Genomic DNA, 17,488 nt, shown 5'->3' on the forward strand with positions numbered 1-17,488 from the left:
GGACAGATCACCGCCCTGTTGTCGTATTCGATCGTTGCAGGGGTGTTGACGCGCCCAAGTGATCCGATGAATATTCGCTGTGTGGCAGCGATCATCGGGCAGGGCGGCGAAGGAATGCAGCGCAACAGGCTGGGAAGCAGCACGGTCGAAGTCACCGCGCTCTCCTTCGGCGCGGCCGCCATCGGCAACCTCTTCAGCGCGGTGCAGCCGGAGCGCGCCGCGGCGGCGGTCGACGCCGCCTGGGACGCCGGCATCCGCTACTTCGACACCGCGCCGCACTACGGGCTCGGCCTCTCCGAACGGCGTCTGGGCGAAGCCCTGCGAAGCCGCCCGCGCGACGCCTACACCCTCTCCACCAAGGTCGGCCGCGTGCTCGACCCGCTGCCCGCCGGGGAAACCGCCCCCGAAGGGCTCTCCGAGGGCTTCGCCGTACGCGCCACGCACCGCCGCCGCTGGGACTTCAGCGCCGCCGGGGTCCGCCGCAGCATCGAGGACAGCCTCGAACGCCTCGGCCTCGACCGCATCGACATCGCCTACCTCCACGACCCCGACGACCACCCGGAAGCCGCCTTCCACGAGGCGTACCCGGAACTGGAGCGGCTGCGCGCGGAAGGGGTCGTCGGGGCGATCGGCGCCGGCATGAACCAGACCGCGATGCTCACCCGCTTCGTCCTGGACACCGACGTCGACGTGGTCCTCTGCGCGGGCCGCCACACCCTCCTCGACCAGTCCGCGCTCACCGGCCTGCTCCCCGCCGCCGCCGCACGCGGCCGCAGCGTCGTCGTCGGCGGGGTGTTCAACTCCGGCCTCCTCGCTGACCCCCGCCCCGGCGCGACCTACGACTACACCACCGCCCCGCTCAACCTGCTGGACCGGGCCCTGCACCTGAAGAGCGTCACCGAGGCGCACGGCGTGCCCCTGCGCGCCGCCGCCCTGCACTACCCGCTCACCCACCCGGCCGTCGCCGGGGTGCTCGTCGGCACCCGCTCCCCGGACGAGGTGCGCGACGCCGCCGAACAGCTGAACCGGGAGATCCCCGACGAACTCTGGGACGACCTGCGCGACCAGGGCCTGCTGCCCGGGAACGGACACTGACATGCGTATAGCCCTGCACACCAAGGTCCGCGCCGACCGCGTCGCCGCCTACGAGGCCGCGCACCGCGAGGTCCCGCCCGAGCTGACCCGCGCGATCCGGGCCGCGGGCGCCGGCTCCTGGACGATCTGGCGCAGCGGCACCGACCTGTTCCACCTCATCGAGTGCGACGACTACGCCCGCCTCCTCGCCGAACTGGAGGACCTGCCCGTCAACGTCGCCTGGCAGGCCAGGATGGACGGGCTCCTGGACGTCGCGCACGACTACTCCGCCGACGGCGCCGAGGCGGGTCTCCCCGTCGTCTGGGAGCTGTGAGATGACCGCCCGGCCGCGCGTCGTCGACGCCCACCACCACGTGTGGGACCTCGCGGTGCGCGACCAGGACTGGATCACGGGCGAGGAGCTGGCGCCCCTGCGCCGCGACTTCACCCTCGCCGACCTGGAGCCGGAGGCCCGGACGGCGGGGGTCTGCGCGACGGTGCTGGTCCAGACCGTCACGGTGGCCGAGGAGACCCCCGAACTCCTGGCGCTCGCCGACGGCAGCGACCTCGTGTCCGGTGTCGTCGGCTGGAGCGACCTCACCGCCCCGGACATCGCCGACACGCTGGCCGCCCTGCGTGAACTCCCGGGCGGCGACCGGCTCGTCGGCCTGCGCCACCAGGTCCAGGGCGAACCCGACCCCGACTGGCTGCTGCGGCCCGACGTGCTGCGCGGCCTGGCCGCCGTGGCCGACGCCGGGCTCGTCTACGACCTGGTGGTCCTCCCGCACCAGCTGCCCGCCGCCACCCGGGCGGCCGCCCTGCTGCCCGGACTCGTCCTCGTCCTCGACCACGCCGGCAAACCGCCCGTCGCCGCGGGCCTCACCCACCCCTGGGCCGACGACCTCAGGGCGTTCGCCGCGCTCCCCAACACCGTCTGCAAACTGTCCGGGCTCGTCACCGAGGCCGACCGGCGCACCTGGAGCGCGGCGGACCTGCGCCCGTACGCCGGGACCGTCATCGACGCCTTCGGCCCCGACCGCCTCATGTTCGGCTCCGACTGGCCGGTGTGCCGGCTCGCCGCGACCTACACCGAGGTCCTGGACACCGCCCGCACCCTGATCGGGGAACTGGACGACCACGAGCGCGACGCCGTGCTCGCCACCACCGCCGAGCGGGTGTACGGCCTCCGGTAGGCGCCCGGGTCGCGGCTGCGGCAGGCTGGAACCATGCCCGAACTGCCGGAAGTCGAAGCCCTGCGGCTCTTCCTCGACGACCATCTCGTCGGCAGGGAGATCGACCGCGTCCTCCCGCTCGCCATCAGCGTCCTGAAGACGTACGACCCGCCCCTCACCGCGCTGCACGGCGGCACGGTCACGGACGTGACGCGGCACGGCAAGTTCCTCGACATCGGCGTCGGCCCGCTGCACCTGATCACCCACCTCGCCCGGGCCGGCTGGCTCCGCTGGAAGGACGGCTTCCCCGAGGCCCCGCCCCGCCCCGGCAAGGGCCCACTCGCCCTGCGCACCGTCCTCACCGGCGGCGACGGCTTCGACCTGACCGAGGCCGGCACCACCAAACGCCTCGCCGTCCACCTCGTGCGCGACCCCGCCGATGTGCCCGGAATCGCCCGGCTCGGGCCCGACCCGCTCGTGCCCTCCTTCGGCCGGGACGCGTTCGCCGCACTGCTCGAAGGGGAACGCCGCCAGATCAAGGGCGCCCTGCGCGACCAGTCGCTCATCGCCGGCATCGGCAACGCCTACAGCGACGAGATCCTGCACGTCGCGAAGATGTCGCCGTTCAAGCTCACCGCCCGCCTCACCGATGAGGAGATCACCCGGCTGTACACGGCCCTGCGCACCACGCTGGAGGATGCCGTCGCCCGCTCCGGCGGGGTGGAGGCCGGCCGTCTCAAGGCCGAGAAGAAGAGCGCGATGCGCGTCCACGGGCGCACCGGCCAGGCCTGCCCGGTCTGCGGGGACACCATCCGCGAGGTGTCCTTCAGCGACTCCTCGCTCCAGTACTGCCCGACCTGCCAGACCGGCGGGAAACCCCTCGCGGACCGCCGCCTGTCCAGACTGCTCAAGTAGCGACACCCATACGTCAGGAGCAGGCCCTACACTCCCGCCCATGCTCCGCGTACTCGCCGTCGACGACGAAGAACCCGCACTGGAGGAACTCCTCTACCTCCTGCGCGCCGACCCCCGCATCCGCAGCGCCGAAGGAGCCACCGGCGCCACCGAGGCGCTGCGCCGCATCGGCGGCGCCGTCGACGCCGGCCCCGACGACCCGTCCGCCATCGACGTCGTCTTCCTCGACATCCACATGGCGGGCCTGACCGGACTCGACGTCGCCCAGCTGCTGGCCGGCTTCGCCGCGCCCCCGCTCATCGTCTTCGTCACCGCCCACGAGGGCTTCGCCGTCCACGCCTTCGACCTCAAGGCCGTCGACTACGTACTCAAGCCCGTGCGCCGCGAACGGCTCGCCGAGGCCGTGCGGCGCGTGGCCGAACAGGTCGGCGACCGCACCGCGCCCGTCCACGACACCGCCCACGACCAGATCCCCGTCGAACTGGGCGGCGTCATCCGCTTCGTCCCCATCGACGACATCGCCTACGCCGAGGCCCAGGGCGACTACGCCCGGCTGCACACCGACACCGGCAGCCACCTCGTGCGCGTCCCCCTGACCACTCTGGAGGAGCGCTGGCGCGCCCGCGGCTTCGTCCGCATCCACCGCCGCCACCTCGTGGCGCTCGACAGGATCGACGAACTGCGCCTGGACGCCGGCAGCATGAGCGTGCGCATCGGCACCGCCGAGCTGGCCGTCAGCCGCCGCCACACCCGCGCGCTGCGCGATCTGCTGATGCGCCGCACCGGCCGCTGACCAGCGCCGACCGGGCCCGAAACCCCTTCCCAGCGGGGCCGGGTGCCGCCTACACTCCGGCCCCATGTCCGCAGAGCCCACACCCCGGCGCGAAGTGGTGACGGGGGAGCCCCGGCGGGTCCGCCCGCTGCCGCGCTACCGCACCCAGTCGGAGATCGACGAGCAGACCGCACTCGGCGGCGCGTACGTACGCTCGCTGATGCGCGGGCAGCTGCGGGCCGGGCTCACCGCCTTCGCCGTGCTCGCCGCCGTCGTCGGCACCCTGCCCCTCGTCTTCGAGGCCCTGCACAGCTCCGCCGTGGTCTGGGCGGTCCTCGGCTTCGCCGCCTACCCGCCGCTCACCCTGCTCGCCTGGTGGTACGTGCGCCGGGCCGAACGCAACGAGAGCGACTTCGCCCGGCTCGTGGAAGGCCGCCCCGCCCCGTGAGCCGCACGTACGCGGTGGCGGCCGTCGCCGTCGTCGTCCTGGCCACCGTCCTCGTCGGCGGATTCGGGCTGCGGATCTCCCGCACCACCTCCGACTTCTACGTCGCCTCGCGCACCGTGCGCCCCCGGCTCAACGCCGCCGCCATCAGCGGCGAATACCTCTCCGCCGCCTCCTTCCTCGGCATCGCCGGGCTCGTCCTCGTCCACGGGCCCGACATGCTGTGGTACCCGGTCGGCTACACCGCCGGCTATCTGGTGCTGCTGGTCTTCGTCGCGGCCCCGCTGCGCCGCTCGGGGGCGTACACCCTCCCCGACTTCGCCGAAGGACGCCTGGAGTCCCTGCACGTACGCAGACTCGTCAGCGTGCTCGTCGTCGGCGCCGGCTGGCTCTACCTCGTCCCCCAGCTCCAGGGCGCCGGCCTCACCCTCAAGATCCTCACCGGGGCGCCCGGCTGGCTCGGCAACGTGCTGGTGGCCTCCGGGGTCGTCCTCGCCGTCGCCGCCGGCGGCATGCGCTCGATCACCTTCGTGCAGGTCTTCCAGTACTGGCTGAAGCTGACCGCACTCCTCGTCCCGGCGATCTTCCTGGTGCTGGCCTGGCAGGGCGACGGGCAGCCCCGCATCACCTTCGACGAGCATCTCTCCGCCTTCCGCGCCGACCACCCGCTGTACGCCACCTACGGCCTCATCGTCGCCACCTTCCTCGGCACCATGGGCCTGCCGCACGTCGTCGTCCGCTTCTACACCAGCCCCAACGGCCGCGACGCCCGCCGCACCACCGTCGCCGTCCTCGCACTGATCGGCGTCTTCTACCTCCTGCCGCCCGTCTACGGCGCGCTCGGCCGGCTGTACGCCCCCGAGCTCATCCACGGCGGCGACGCCGACGCCGCCGTGCTGCTGCTGCCGGGCCGGGTCATCGGCGGCCTCGGCGGCGACCTGCTCGGCGCGCTCGTCGCCGGGGGCGCCTTCGCCGCGTTCCTGTCCACCGCGTCCGGACTGACCATGGCGGTCGCCGGGGTCATCACCCAGGACGTGCTGCCCTCGCGCGGGGTACGGCATTTCCGGCTGTCCACCGTCCTCGCCATCTCCGTCCCGCTGGCCGGCTCGCTGATGGTCAGCCGGGTCCCCGTCGCCGACTCCGTGGGCATGGCCTTCGCCGTCTCCGCGTCCTCCTTCTGCCCGCTGCTGGTCCTCGGCATCTGGTGGCGCCGGCTCACCCCGCCGGGCGCCGTCGCCGGCCTCCTGCTGGGCGGCGGCTCCGCGCTGCTGTCCGTCGCCATCACGGTCAGCGGCGCGGTACGCCCGCCCGGCTGGCCGCACGCCCTGCTTGCCTGGCCCGCGGTCTGGTCCGTGCCCGTCGGGTTCCTCGCCATGATCCTGGTCTCGCTCGCCACCCCGGGCCGCATCCCCCCCGGCACCAACGCCGCCATGACCCGCTTCCACCTGCCCGAGGCGCTCACCACCGGGAGGCACCGGTGACCGGGGCCGGATACGCCGTCATCGTCCTGCTCGCCCTGCTCCTGTTCGGCGGCGGCCTCCTGATCGGCCGGCGCACCGCCCGACCCGTGCGCACCAGCGACGTGGGCACGCCCGTGGAGCACGCCACCTTCGAGACGCTGCACACCGCCTCCCTGGCCGCGCCCCCGCTGCGCGCCGGGCTCACCGAGGACAGCGCCCGCAGGTCCGCCCGCAGGCTGCGCTCCCTGCTGGGCACCGACGCCCTGTGCCTCACCGACCGCGACCGGGTCCTGGTCTGGCACGGCGAGGGCGACCACCACGGGCGGCACGTCATGGAACAGGTCGCGGGCGTCCTGGAGACCGGCCGCGACACCGCCTTCCGCAGCGACTGCGAGGACCTGGACTGCCCGCTGAAGTGGGCCGTCGCCGTGCCCCTCACCGTCGACCACCGGGTGCTCGGCACCCTCGTCGCCTACGCCCCGCGCGAGTCCGCCGTCCTGGCCAGGGCGGCCGGCGAGGTCGCCCGCTGGGTGTGCGTCCAGCTGGAACTCGCCGAACTCGACCGCTCGCGCACCCAGCTCATCGAGGCGGAGATCAGGGCCCTGCGCGCGCAGATCTCCCCGCACTTCATCTTCAACTCCCTGGCCGCCATCGCCTCCTTCGTCCGCACCGACCCGGAACAGGCCCGCGAACTGCTCCTGGAATTCGCCGACTTCACCCGCTACTCGTTCCGCAGCCACGGCGACTTCACCACCCTCGCCGACGAACTGCACTCCATCGACCAGTACCTCGCCCTGGTCCGGGCCCGCTTCGGCGAACGGCTCTCCGTCACCCTCCAGGTCGCCCCCGAGGTACTGCCCGTCGCCCTGCCCTTCCTCTGCCTCCAGCCGCTCGTCGAGAACGCCGTCAAACACGGCCTCGAAGGCGCCGTCACCTCCAGCCGCATCACCATCAGCGCCCTGGACGCCGGCTCCGAGGCCGAGGTCGTCATCGAGGACGACGGCACGGGCATGGACCCCCAGCGGCTGCGCCACATCCTGCGCGGCGAGGGCGGCAGATCCACCGGCATCGGCCTGCTCAACGTGGACGAACGGCTGCGCCAGGTGTACGGGGACGACTACGGCCTCGTCATCGAGACGGGCATCGGCGCCGGGATGCGGATCACCGTACGGCTGCCGAAGTACCGCGCGGGCGTGCACGGTTCCTGACCGCCCGCCACTTTGGCCGGCCTCTCAGTACAGGTGGACCGCCAGATGCCCCAGCGGCAGGCCCAGCTGCCACGCCGGGGTCCACACCTGGGCGGCGTCCTCGGCGACCGGGTCCGCGCCGTCGTCCTCCTCCCAGGGCAGCGGGCCGATGGCCTCCAGGTCGGCAGCCAGCAGCTCGGTCTCCTCCAGCCACCGCCAGGCCGCCCGCGCCAGCGCCAGATCGGCGTCCGTGCATCCGGGTGCGGGAGCACCGAGCCGGTCGCACACCCACCGGCGCCACGGCGGCCCGTACGCGGTGAGCAGGCGCAGCTCGTCCACCCGAGCCGCGGGCAGGGCCTCGGCCACCGCGCTGTCCAGGAGGAAGATGGTCAGCGCGAGCGCGTCGCGCCCTGCCCGGTACTCCAGCGTCGCCGGTTCCATCAGGTCACCGGTCAGCAGCAGCTCGTCGGCGAGGTACTCCGCGTACATCCAGGCCATCGGGACCGGCAGTTCGCCCTCGCCGGACCCCTCATGACGTTCCGGGCGCATCCCGAATCGCCTCATTTCCTTTTCTCGGCACCGGGTGCGGGGACCGTGCGGCCGCGGGCCCCCGGCCGGTTCCCCACGCAGCATTGAACCGGGGGAGCGCGCCCCGCGTGGCCAGAAGGGCAGGATCCGCCGGACCCGATCCGTCACAGACATGAGGTTGCGATGACCGCCGACCCCGGGGAGGGACCGCACATGCGGCAGTTGCTCGGCGCCTACGTCCTGGACGCGCTGCCCGCCGCCGAGGCCCGCACGGTCGCCCGTCACCTGAGCCGCTGCGACCGTTGCGCCGCCGACTACGCGGCGGTCGCGGAGGCGGCGCAGCTGCTGGCACTGGTGCGGGAGGAGGATCTGCTGGAGTAACCGGGCAGATTGCGGGAAAGCAGCCGCAGCGCGTAGTACGAACGGGACTTGACCGTGCCCGCCGGTATCCCGAGCACCTGGGCCGTCTCGCCCACGCTCAGCCCGCGGAAGTAGATCTGCACGAGCACCGACCGGTGCTCCGGGCTCAGAGCGCGTACGGCTTCGCGTACGTCGAGCGCGGCGACCGCGGACTCGGCGGTGTCGGTCCCGGCCGGGGCGCACTCCAGGACCACGTCGCTGACCTCGGCGGGCCGGGCCAGCCGCGAGCGTCGGGCGTCGATCGCCAGCCGGCGCCCGACGGTGAACAGCCAGGGTCGCATCGACTCGTACGGCCCGTCGAAGGCCTCCGGGTGCTGCCAGGCCCGCACCAGCGTCTCCTGGAGGAGGTCCTCGGCCCGCTGCCGGTCGCCGAAGGTCAGGCCGAGCAGAAAGTGGAACAGGGCGGGTCCGTGTTCACGCTGGAGCTCCGCGAGGGCCCGCTCATCGGTCGTCGTCGTGGTCATGGTGAACGCCCTTTCCGCCAAGGCCCTGCCGCCTCGCTGCTGACTGGCGTATACGAGCGCATTCAGGCCACGAGGGACAGGACAAACGCCGCCCCGTGCGACGAGCGGTCGCACAGAGCGGCGAATGGTGCGGTGAGCGGTCGGGCGGCTGCCGGGCGGGGTGTTACGGGACCACGGTGACCGGCCAGCGGCCCGCCTTCACCAGACGGACGGCGACCGAGCCGATGAAGCGGTGGCCCGCCGACTCCGAGGCGCCCACCACGACGGCGTCCGCCTTGAGCTCGTCGGCGGCCGTCACCAGACCGTTGTACGGGTCACCGCGGAAGGTGTGGAACTCCCAGCGCACGTCCCATATGTCCTTCAGTCGCTCCGTCGCCGCGCGGATCTCGCTCACCAGTCCCTCGGCGACCTCCGCCGTCGCGTCACCGATCGGAGCCCCGAGCGCGGCGCCCGCGGGCAGCACCGGCTGGACGTAGACCAGGGCGAGCTTGGCCCCCTGGCGGCGGGCGAGCCCGGCGGCATAGGCCGCGGCACGCATCGAGGACTCCGAACCGTCGAGGCCCGCGACGATCACCTTGGGTCCGTCTGTGCCACGTTCGAACTGGTGGGGCTGCTGAGCTGTCACGGCAGTGAGGCTATCGGCTCGGCCCCGCGCCCCCGCCCCGGCCTCCCGGAGGCGACGCCCCCGCCGCCACGTGCGCGGACGTACTCCCTCCATCCGGGTGCAAAACCCCCGGCGGGCGGTGTCGCTGAAGCCGGCGGCCGAGCAGACGTGCGAGCAGTGGGGCATGAAGAGTGATCACAGTCTGCCCCTGCGCAGAACGCTCCTGCGGCTGGCCGCGGGCCTGGGCGCCGCCACCGCCGTGCGCCTCGTCGCCGCGGACCCCGTCGGCTCCCCGCCACGACCCGCGCCGAAGGCCGCGGGAGCGGCGGGATCACGGCCCGCCGCCCTCAGGACCGGACCGCTCGCCTATAAACTGCGGCCCATGACGGGACACACGCCGCCCCGCTACCGCCCGGCGGCGCCACCGGTGCGCACCCGGCCGTTCGAGAAGCTGACCGACATCGGCCACGCGATGGTGCTGACCTTCGACGACGGTCCCGATCCGCTCTACACCCCGCACATCCTGGACACGCTGCGCGAGCACGATGTCCGGGCGATGTTCTTCCTCTGCGGCGAGATGGCGAACGACAACCGGGACCTCGTCCGCCGGATCGCCGACGAGGGGCACACCGTGGGCAACCACTCGTGGACGCACCCCCTGGTCACCAAGCTCTCCCGGGCGGGCATCACCGACGAGCTGGGCCGCACCAGCGACGTGATCGAGAAGATCACCGGCGCCGCGCCGCTCTGGTACCGGGCGCCCTACGGTGCCTGGAACCGCAACTCCTTCGAGATCGGCGCCGCGCTGGGCATGGAGCCGATGGCCTGGACCGTGGACACCCTCGACTGGACCGTGCCCGGCACCGACAGCATCGTGCGCCGGGTCACCCAGGGGGCGGGCCCCGGCGTCGTGGTGCTCTCCCACGACGCGGGCGGCAACCGCTCGCAGAGCGTGGCGGCGCTGGGCCGGTATCTGCCCGAGCTGCTGGCCGACGGATACCGGCTCACCGTGCCGCACCGCCGCTGACAGCGTGTTCGGCGCAGTCGGCGGATGGGGGGTTCAGCGGGTCTCCACCAGACGGGCGAAGACCACGACGTTGCCGTCGTAGCCGTTGGCCTTGGTGTATCCGCCGCCGCAGGTGATGACCCGCAGCTCCGCCTGTCCGGTGTCGCCGTAGACGCGGGCGCCGGGGAAGTCGTTCTTGGCGTAGACCTCGACGCCGTAGACCTCGAAGACTGCCACCCGGTCGTCGCTGCGCTCGATCTCGACGCGGTCGCCCTTCTTCATCGAACCGAGGCCGTAGAAGACGGCGGGCCCCGCCTTGTTGTCGACGTGGCCGACGACGACGGAGGTGCCGAGCTGCCCGGGGGCGATGCCGTTCTGGTACCAGCCCGCCAGGTTGGGGTCCTCCGGCGGCGGCGTCTCGATCCAGCCGTCCGGATCGAGGTTCACATCGATGACCGGCGCGTCGACCTGGATGGCCGGGATGGCCACGCGGGCGACGGGCGCGTACGCCAGGGGCTTGACCGACGGGACCGTCACCGGGGCCGCGGGGGCGTTCTTCTGCTGGCCGACGGAGGCGGCGGCGACCGGCTGCGGGGGGCCGGGGGAGAGGTCGGCACCGTTGCGCATCAGTGCCAGACCGGTGAGCATCGCCAGGGCGAGCGCGCCCCAGGGCGAGTATCTGATCCGTTCGGGTCGCCAGTTGTCCCGGCCCATGGTCATCCCTTCGTCGCGACGAGCAGAACGCTAGGCGCGGTGCGGGCGGGCGGCGATCAGAGAAGGGCGAACGGGTGGCGGCGACGCACCCGGATGCTTATCGGAGTAGCGCGCGGATAAAAGTTCTGACGGTCTGTGACCTGCGCGTCCATCAGTTCGCGGCGCGCGCGCCCGGCGTGTCGGATCGCTGGTGTGGAGTAGTGCCGACATGCGGTGGATCAAGGATCTGGTGAGGGTTCGTCATGGGAGGCGTTCTCGTCGATCCATCCCGGGCGCACAGAGCCCGGGGCGCTTCCCGGTGGAGGTTCGAACGATGCGTGCTACACGCGCTCTCGTTGTCGCCGCGACCGCCGTCGCCGCTCTCGGGCTCGGTGCCCCGATGGCGGCCGCCGGTGGAGATGTCGGGAACAACCAGAACAATGGCAACAACCAGAACGGCTGGAACGACCAGGACGGCTGGAACAACGGCAACAACAACGGCAATGGGAACGGGAACAACAACGGCAACAACAACGGGAACGGAAACGGCAACGGGAACAACAACGGGAACGGAAACGGGCGCAACAACGGCCCGAACAACGTGACCGTCGACCCCGAGCGCGTGCACCAGGGCGCGGCCATGCAGGTCAGCGCCGAGGGCTGCGGCCGGGGCGGCAGCGTCTCGTCCAACGCGTTCCGGACCACGCGGCTCTCGGCCGGCCGGATCGGCCACGCCCGGGTCCGCATCCTCAACGACGCGACGCCCGGCTCGTACAACCTGACCGTGCGGTGCGACGGCACCGACCGGACGGCCGGCCACCGCTTCACCGTGCTCGACAGCCGGGGCGCGCAGGGCGGCCTCGGCGGCTCGATGGCCACGACCCCGGCCGAGATGGGTGTCGGAGCGGGCCTGGTCGCCTCGGCGGCGCTCGGCGGCGGCATGTACCTCATGCGCCGTCGCAGGACGGGCCATGGGGCGGTCTGACCGCGAGGACGTCCCCGCCGGACCGATAACCGAAGTCGCCCCGGGCCCTGTGACAGGACCCGGGGCGACTCTCGTTCCCCATCGCTCGCACCCGTCAGTGCGAGCGGCTCTCCCTGCGTCGTCGCACGAAGAACACGACACCGGCCCCGGCGGCCACGGCCAGCGCGGTGCCGGCGACGATCTCACCGGAGTTCACGCTGTCGATGCTGCCGCCGAGCCCGCCCTGCACTCCGGCCGGTGAGGCCGAGGCAGCCGCGGTGCTGGTCGAACTCGTGGTGGGCGTGCTCGTGGCCGCGCCGACCGTGAGGTTCACCTTGGCCGTGGAACTGGGCGAGGTGTTGCAGATGAACGTCACCTCGTAGGCGGCGCCCGGCTTGGCGTCCCAGTCGACGGTGGCCGACGCGCTGCCGTTCACCGGGATGGTGACGGTGTCGAACACCCCCGAGGAGGCCGTGGCCGTGGTCGAGCAGCCCCTGGCCGCCAGGGTGACCTTGCCGCCCGGCGCGACCACCGACGGTGTGACGGTGTATCCGTTCCCGCCGCCCGACGGCCCGCCCGCCGTCGCGGCGAACGCGCCGACGGCCGGGGCGGTCAGGGCGAGCGCCGCGGCCCCGAGCAGAGCGAGCGGGGCGACACGTATTGCGCGCATGGTGAATCCTCCGGGTCCCCGAGGAGCAACTGCGGAACGGATTTCCACAAAGTGTCAGAAATGCACCTCGAATGCGGCCCACGCTAGAAGTGGTGCATTTCGCCCGCGATCGGGGTCCGGCGAATGGGGCACCGCTGTCCCCCGGGCGGCGGACCCGCCCGGAGAGAATTCCGCTACCCGCCGGCGGCCCCGGGGAACAGATCGACGAAGGGTGCGGTGGTGGCCGAGAAGCCCCGCCCGAAGGGTGAGTCGAAGTCCCAGATCAGGAAGAGGAGGAACGCGATCAGCACGCTGAAGAGGCCCGCCAGCAGGAGTTCGCGGAACGTCCGGCGGATCTGGAGCGTGAAGATCAGTCCCACGGTCACCAGGGCCCCGATGATCAGACCGAACCACACGACACCCGGCATCGTGGCGCCGGCGCTCTGGCCCCGGGAGCTGCGGGCGTCGTCGGCGGCGGCCACCTGGTCGACCAGCGGCTGGTAGGCCTCTCCCTCGTGGTCGGTCTTCGGCCGGTAGTCCGTCACATCGGCGCGGACCCGGTCCAGCAGTTCGGTGCCGCGGTCGCTGAGCCTTCCCTGCTCGGTCATGGTGCGCCACTCGTCGTGCAGCACGTAGCTGACATAGGCGTCCACGTCGGCCCGGATGCGGGTGCGCACCTCCTGCGGATAGACGGACGAGCGCGCGCTGACCTCGTGCAGGGCCTGTGCCTCCTGGCGTACGTATTCCTGTGCCGCGCTGCGGCCCTCCCAGACACCGGCGATGGCGAGGCCCAGCACGATGGCGTAGACCACGCCGATCATCATCGTCATGTACTCGATGACATCGGGGGTCTGGGACGGGTCGTCGTCCTCGGGGAGCCGGCGGTTGTTGAGGAGGGCGATGGTCAGGACGACGGCGGTGGCCGCGACCAGGGCGATGGTGAGGACGAGCCATTCCGACATGAGCGTCTCCGGGGGTCATCGGGAACGAGGCCGCAGCACGGCGACGGCGAACACCGCGGGGGCCGTGATCATCAGGGTGAGCGTGACCAGGGAGGTGTGGCGCTCCGGTGCCTTGCGGACCGGGCGGCGGTAGGAGGGAAGCGCCACGGGCGCGGGGGACGGCGGTCGCGCCGACGGCGAGGGCGACGGCGAGCGCGGAGGCGCGGGCCGGGGCGCGGGTGGGGGCGGGGGCGGCGGTGGAGGGGGCGCCGGTTCGGGCTCCGGCTCGGGCGGCGGTGGAGGGGGCGGCGGTGGCGGCGGGGACGGTGCCGGGGGTGGTGGCGGCGGGGGCGGGGCCGGTTTCGGCGTGGGCGTCGGAGTGGGCTCGGGCTCCGGCCCGGCGAAGCAGCCGCCGTCACCGCTGATGGCCACGGCCGAGCCGCCGCCGTCGTCCCCGATGGACGCGTACGCGCAGCTGTCGGCGATCGCCGGGGCGGGGGCGGTCAGCAGCCAGATGAGCGCGACCGCCGCTGTCAGCCGCCAGAAGAGTGATCCGTACACGACGGGGAGCATGTTCCGGGCCGTGCGACGGCACGCCGGACGGCTTCCGGATTCGCCTGATGGAGGGGACCTGGGGCGTTGGGGGTTTGCGGCCCGGGAAGTGCTCTCGGACCCGTCGGCCGAAGGGGCGGGCGGCGCCGGGGCCCTTGGCCGCAGCGAAATGGGACGGGTGCGCGGTGCCATCTCTCTCTGGAAATGGCCGATTGTCGACCCTGCCTCCGGCAATGGCCGCAAAGGAGACGTCACCGGTCGCGAGCATTCGTCGCCGCCGAACGGCCGCGAGGAGCGGGAGCGGAAGGTGACCGGTCGCCGCAACCCCCGTACCCGCATTCCGGACATCGGGCCTGGAGACACCAACGGCCAAGCGGGTGGGGGCACATGAGGCCGGGACCCGGCCGAGTCCGATTTCGCCGGAGCGCCGAAGTAGTCCGGGAGTGAACTATTTGGCCCTTCCCGTTCGCCGAATGTAACTGGCAGCGACGGACCGGTTGCACATGCCACGGGAGTGTGACCAATAACGGACGGCTAATTTCCGTTTCGGCTCGCTCTCCTGGCGGTCGATCAGTAACCTCTGGTCAACACTGACCATGGACATGGCCGGATCGCCGTGGCGACTTGTTGGAGACATCGATGGAGCGTCCCGCCTGGGCACCGCAAGGCATTGACATTTCGGTGCCGAGCGTGTCCCGAATGTATGACTTCTATCTGGGCGGCTCGCACAATTTCGAGGTGGACCGGGAAGCGGCCCGCAAGGCCATGGAGTTCATGCCGGGACTTCCCAAGGCCATGCAGGCGAACCGGGCCTTTATGCGCCGCGCGGTGCGCTACGCGCTGGGCGAGGGTATCGACCAGTTCCTCGACATCGGTTCCGGGATACCCACCTTCGGCAATGTCCACGAGGTCGCCCAGGGGATCGACCCCGCGGCCAAGGTCGCCTATGTCGACCACGACCCGGTCGCCGTCGCGCACAGCCAGGCCGTCCTGGAGGGCAATGACGGCGCGGTGATCGCCGCCGCCGACCTGCGCAGGCCGGCCGAGATCCTTGAACACCCCGAAGTCGGCCAACTGCTCGACTTCGACCGCCCGGTGGCGCTGCTGCTCGTGGCCGTCCTCCACTTCATCGAGGACGCCGACGACCCGCGGTCCGCCGTCGCCGCGCTCCGCGACCTGCTCGCCCCCGGCAGCCTCCTCGTCGTCACCCACGCCGCCTACGAAGGCATTCCGCTGACACGTGAGGAAGCCGGCGGCACCGTCGGGGTCTACCGGAACATCCGCAATCCGCTCGTCATGCGTACGCGCGAGGAGATCAGCCGCTTCTTCGACGGCTACGAACTGGTCGAGCCCGGCCTCGTCGCGATGCCGGAATGGCGCCCCGACAACTCCACAGCGCCCGACAACGAGGACCCGTACGCCTTCTCGGGCATCGCGGGAGTGGGACGCAAGGCGTGAGTACTCCCGCCCAGCCGTCCGCAGGACCGGACGCGGAACCCGACGGCCCCGAGGACCGGCTCCGCAGGTTCGCCACCATCTGGAGCCGGGCCATCTTCCCGTCGACGGCCACCTCGCTGACCCGGCCGGAATTCGAGCGGCACCTGCTGCCGCTCGCCCGCACGCTCAGCGACACCCTGCACGCCCGCCCGTTCGACGCGGCCGCGGCGAACCAGGTGGGCGGCGCGCTCGTCGCGGCACACTGCACGGATCCGGACGCCCTCAGCTCCACGCTCGGCGTCGTCGACTCCTACCTGGTGCTGTACTGCGGCAGCAACGGGCCGTCGCCCCTGACCACCGAGGACAGCCGCTCGCGCTGCGCGCGCATCCAGCACGCGGTCGCGGCCGGCTTCACCCAGGCCCTGCGCGAGCGGACCCTGGCCGAGCAGGAGGCCATCGCCCGCTCGGCGCTCACCGCCCGCACCGACGCCGAACAGGCCCTGCACGCCACCGAGGCACGCTTCCGGGCCGTCTTCAAGGACGCGGCCATCGGTATCGGGATCGCCGACCTCGACGGCAACGTCCTGGAGGTCAACGACACCCTCACCCGGATGTTCGGCGGCCTGGAGAACCACGTCCTCAGCCACCGCGTCAACGAGTGGGTCCACCCCGAGGACTCCCCGCACGTGTGGAGGTTCTACAACGAGCTGGTACGCGGGGAGCGCGAGCACTACCGGGTCGAGAAGCCGTACTACCGCAACGACGGCACCGTCCTGTGGACCAACCTGACGGTGTCTCTGCTGCGCGACTCCGAGGGCCGGCCCGAATACCAGCTGGCCCTGCTGGAGGACACCACCGAGCGCAGGCTGCTCAACCTGCGGCTGCGCTACGAGGCCACCCACGACGCGCTCACCGGACTGCCCAACAGGACCCTCTTCTTCGAGCGCTTGGAGAAAGCGCTCTCAGCGGGTGACGGCAGCCGCTTCGGCCTCTGCTACCTGGACCTGGACGGCTTCAAGGCGATCAACGACAGCCTCGGCCACGCCGCCGGCGACCGGCTGCTGGTCGAGGTCGCGGACCGGCTCCAGAGCTGCGCCACGGCCCCGGGCGAGATGGTGGCCAGGCTCGGCGGCGACGAGTTCGTGGCGCTGACGACGAACTTCGACTCACCGGCCGAGGTCGACGAACTCGCCTGCCGGATCCTCGGCGTGCTCGCCACCCCGATCCGGCTCGACGGGCGCGAGCTGACCGTCCGCGGGTCGATCGGCGTCGTCGAGGGACCCGCGGGCGAACGCAGCGCCGCGGAAGTGCTGCGCAGCGCCGACATCACCATGTACCGGGCCAAGTCGGCCGGCGGCAACCGCTTCGAGCTGGCCGACTCCGAGGCCGATGCCCGCGCCATCACCCGGCACGGCCTGACGACGGCGCTGCCGGCCGCCCTGGAACGCGGCGAGTTCTTCATCGAGTACCAGCCGCTGGTGCACCTCGGCGACGGGACGGTGCACGGCGCGGAGGCGCTGGTGCGGTGGTGCCACCCGCAGCACGGGGTGCTGGGGCCCGACCGGTTCATCGCGCTCGCCGAGCACACCGGGCTGATCGTGCCGCTCGGCCGCTGGGTACTGGAGGAGTCGGTCCGCCAGGCCAACTTCTGGCAGGAGCGGCGCACCGACGGCGGTCCGCTGCGCATCAACGTCAACCTCTCACCGGCCCAGCTGCACCACCCGCAGCTGGTCGCGGAGACCATCGACGTCCTGGAACGCTCGGGCCTGGAAGCGGGCGCGCTCTGCCTGGAGGTCACCGAGTCGGCGCTCATCGGCGCCGACGAGGACCTGCTGAAGCCGCTGCGCCAGCTGGCCGAGATGGGCGTCGACATCGCGCTCGACGACTTCGGCACCGGATACTCCAACCTCGCGAACCTGCGGCGGCTTCCGGTGAGCGTGCTGAAGCTGGACCGCTCCTTCACCCAGGGCATGCAGCACCACCCGGCGGACCCGGTGGACCTGAAGATCGTCGAGGGGATCGTGTCGCTCGCGCACAGCCTCGACCTGGCCGTCACGGTGGAGGGCGTCGAGACCGGCGCACAGGCCGAGCAGCTGCGGCAGCTGGGCTGCGACACCGCCCAGGGCTGGTACTACGCGCGCCCGGGGGCCCCGGACCGCATCCACTCGCTGCTGCTGGCCGACGCGGTGTGAGCCGGGCGGGCGC

General features: G+C 72.2%; 20 protein-coding genes. 13 read left to right on the forward strand and 7 right to left on the reverse strand.

The window, feature by feature from the left end:
• Positions 1 to 114 precede the first annotated feature (114 nt).
• From P8A18_RS31530 to P8A18_RS31565, 8 genes are all read left to right on the forward strand, one after another.
• Positions 115 to 1,095, forward strand: coding sequence for an aldo/keto reductase (locus tag P8A18_RS31530; RefSeq protein WP_306061269.1), 981 nt, complete (start codon positions 115 to 117; stop codon positions 1,093 to 1,095).
• Between the two features lies 1 nt (position 1,096).
• Positions 1,097 to 1,408: an L-rhamnose mutarotase gene (locus P8A18_RS31535; protein WP_306060120.1), complete on the forward strand. Its 312-nt coding sequence runs from the start codon at positions 1,097 to 1,099 to the stop codon at positions 1,406 to 1,408.
• A gap of 1 nt (position 1,409) precedes the next feature.
• Positions 1,410 to 2,267 (forward strand): amidohydrolase family protein, encoded by an 858-nt coding sequence (locus tag P8A18_RS31540; protein ID WP_306060122.1) that lies wholly within the window; start codon positions 1,410 to 1,412, stop codon positions 2,265 to 2,267.
• 33 nt (positions 2,268 to 2,300) lie between these two features.
• Entirely contained in the window at positions 2,301 to 3,161 is an 861-nt protein-coding gene (locus P8A18_RS31545) for an Fpg/Nei family DNA glycosylase (RefSeq protein WP_306060124.1), read from the forward strand.
• A gap of 40 nt (positions 3,162 to 3,201) precedes the next feature.
• The gene (locus P8A18_RS31550) at positions 3,202 to 3,954 is read left to right on the forward strand and encodes a LytR/AlgR family response regulator transcription factor (RefSeq protein WP_306060126.1); all 753 of its coding nucleotides are present in this window, start codon (positions 3,202 to 3,204) and stop codon (positions 3,952 to 3,954) included.
• A 64-nt stretch (positions 3,955 to 4,018) separates the two neighbouring features.
• A complete protein-coding gene (locus P8A18_RS31555) occupies positions 4,019 to 4,381 on the forward strand; it encodes a hypothetical protein (RefSeq protein ID WP_037710719.1) in 363 nt (120 codons plus the stop codon).
• Positions 4,378 to 5,859, forward strand: coding sequence for a sodium/solute symporter (locus tag P8A18_RS31560; protein WP_306060129.1), 1,482 nt, complete (start codon positions 4,378 to 4,380; stop codon positions 5,857 to 5,859). Before P8A18_RS31555 ends, P8A18_RS31560 begins: the two co-directional genes overlap by 4 nt.
• The gene (locus P8A18_RS31565; RefSeq protein ID WP_018554191.1) at positions 5,856 to 7,046 is read left to right on the forward strand and encodes a sensor histidine kinase; all 1,191 of its coding nucleotides are present in this window, start codon (positions 5,856 to 5,858) and stop codon (positions 7,044 to 7,046) included. Before P8A18_RS31560 ends, P8A18_RS31565 begins: the two co-directional genes overlap by 4 nt.
• Before the next feature lie 24 nt (positions 7,047 to 7,070).
• Here the strand turns inward: P8A18_RS31565 and P8A18_RS31570 are convergent, their stop codons facing one another.
• Positions 7,071 to 7,574, reverse strand: coding sequence for a hypothetical protein (locus P8A18_RS31570; protein WP_306060131.1), 504 nt, complete (start codon positions 7,572 to 7,574; stop codon positions 7,071 to 7,073).
• Between the two features lie 162 nt (positions 7,575 to 7,736).
• Between P8A18_RS31570 and P8A18_RS31575 the strand changes: the two genes are divergently transcribed.
• Positions 7,737 to 7,934: a zf-HC2 domain-containing protein gene (locus P8A18_RS31575; protein WP_018554193.1), complete on the forward strand. Its 198-nt coding sequence runs from the start codon at positions 7,737 to 7,739 to the stop codon at positions 7,932 to 7,934.
• On the opposite strand, the gene P8A18_RS31580 is transcribed toward P8A18_RS31575, so the two are convergent.
• Both P8A18_RS31580 and P8A18_RS31585 read right to left on the reverse strand, forming a co-directional pair.
• The gene (locus P8A18_RS31580; RefSeq protein WP_306060133.1) at positions 7,868 to 8,437 is read right to left on the reverse strand and encodes a sigma-70 family RNA polymerase sigma factor; all 570 of its coding nucleotides are present in this window, start codon (positions 8,435 to 8,437) and stop codon (positions 7,868 to 7,870) included. The genes P8A18_RS31575 and P8A18_RS31580 overlap by 67 nt on opposite strands.
• Positions 8,438 to 8,600: 163 nt before the next feature.
• Positions 8,601 to 9,062, reverse strand: a complete 462-nt coding sequence (locus P8A18_RS31585) for a universal stress protein (protein WP_306060135.1) — start codon at positions 9,060 to 9,062, stop codon at positions 8,601 to 8,603.
• A 163-nt stretch (positions 9,063 to 9,225) separates the two neighbouring features.
• Between P8A18_RS31585 and P8A18_RS31590 the strand changes: the two genes are divergently transcribed.
• Positions 9,226 to 10,068 (forward strand): polysaccharide deacetylase family protein, encoded by an 843-nt coding sequence (locus P8A18_RS31590; protein ID WP_306060137.1) that lies wholly within the window; start codon positions 9,226 to 9,228, stop codon positions 10,066 to 10,068.
• Positions 10,069 to 10,101: 33 nt separating this feature from the next.
• Here the strand turns inward: P8A18_RS31590 and P8A18_RS31595 are convergent, their stop codons facing one another.
• Positions 10,102 to 10,761: a class F sortase gene (locus tag P8A18_RS31595; RefSeq protein ID WP_306060140.1), complete on the reverse strand. Its 660-nt coding sequence runs from the start codon at positions 10,759 to 10,761 to the stop codon at positions 10,102 to 10,104.
• Positions 10,762 to 11,074: 313 nt separating this feature from the next.
• Here P8A18_RS31595 and P8A18_RS31600 point away from each other — a divergent pair, with 313 nt between their 5' ends.
• Complete coding sequence (locus P8A18_RS31600) at positions 11,075 to 11,725, forward strand: hypothetical protein (RefSeq protein WP_306060142.1); 651 nt, start codon at positions 11,075 to 11,077, stop codon at positions 11,723 to 11,725.
• 94 nt (positions 11,726 to 11,819) lie between these two features.
• Here P8A18_RS31600 and P8A18_RS31605 read toward each other — a convergent pair whose 3' ends face one another.
• From P8A18_RS31605 to P8A18_RS31615, 3 genes are all read right to left on the reverse strand, one after another.
• Positions 11,820 to 12,374, reverse strand: coding sequence for a hypothetical protein (locus P8A18_RS31605; RefSeq protein WP_306060144.1), 555 nt, complete (start codon positions 12,372 to 12,374; stop codon positions 11,820 to 11,822).
• Positions 12,375 to 12,547: 173 nt separating this feature from the next.
• Positions 12,548 to 13,315: a bestrophin-like domain gene (locus P8A18_RS31610; protein ID WP_306060146.1), complete on the reverse strand. Its 768-nt coding sequence runs from the start codon at positions 13,313 to 13,315 to the stop codon at positions 12,548 to 12,550.
• A gap of 15 nt (positions 13,316 to 13,330) precedes the next feature.
• A complete protein-coding gene (locus P8A18_RS31615; RefSeq protein ID WP_306060148.1) occupies positions 13,331 to 13,855 on the reverse strand; it encodes a hypothetical protein in 525 nt (174 codons plus the stop codon).
• Positions 13,856 to 14,485: 630 nt separating this feature from the next.
• On the opposite strand from P8A18_RS31615, the gene P8A18_RS31620 reads away from it, so the two are divergent.
• Positions 14,486 to 15,304 (forward strand): SAM-dependent methyltransferase, encoded by an 819-nt coding sequence (locus tag P8A18_RS31620; protein WP_306060150.1) that lies wholly within the window; start codon positions 14,486 to 14,488, stop codon positions 15,302 to 15,304.
• Positions 15,301 to 17,475: a putative bifunctional diguanylate cyclase/phosphodiesterase gene (locus P8A18_RS31625; RefSeq protein WP_306060151.1), complete on the forward strand. Its 2,175-nt coding sequence runs from the start codon at positions 15,301 to 15,303 to the stop codon at positions 17,473 to 17,475. The genes P8A18_RS31620 and P8A18_RS31625 overlap by 4 nt, the downstream gene beginning before the upstream one ends.
• Positions 17,476 to 17,488 lie beyond the last annotated feature (13 nt).

It is taken from the genome of Streptomyces sp. Mut1 (assembly GCF_030719295.1).
GTDB lineage: Bacteria > Actinomycetota > Actinomycetes > Streptomycetales > Streptomycetaceae > Streptomyces > Streptomyces castrisilvae.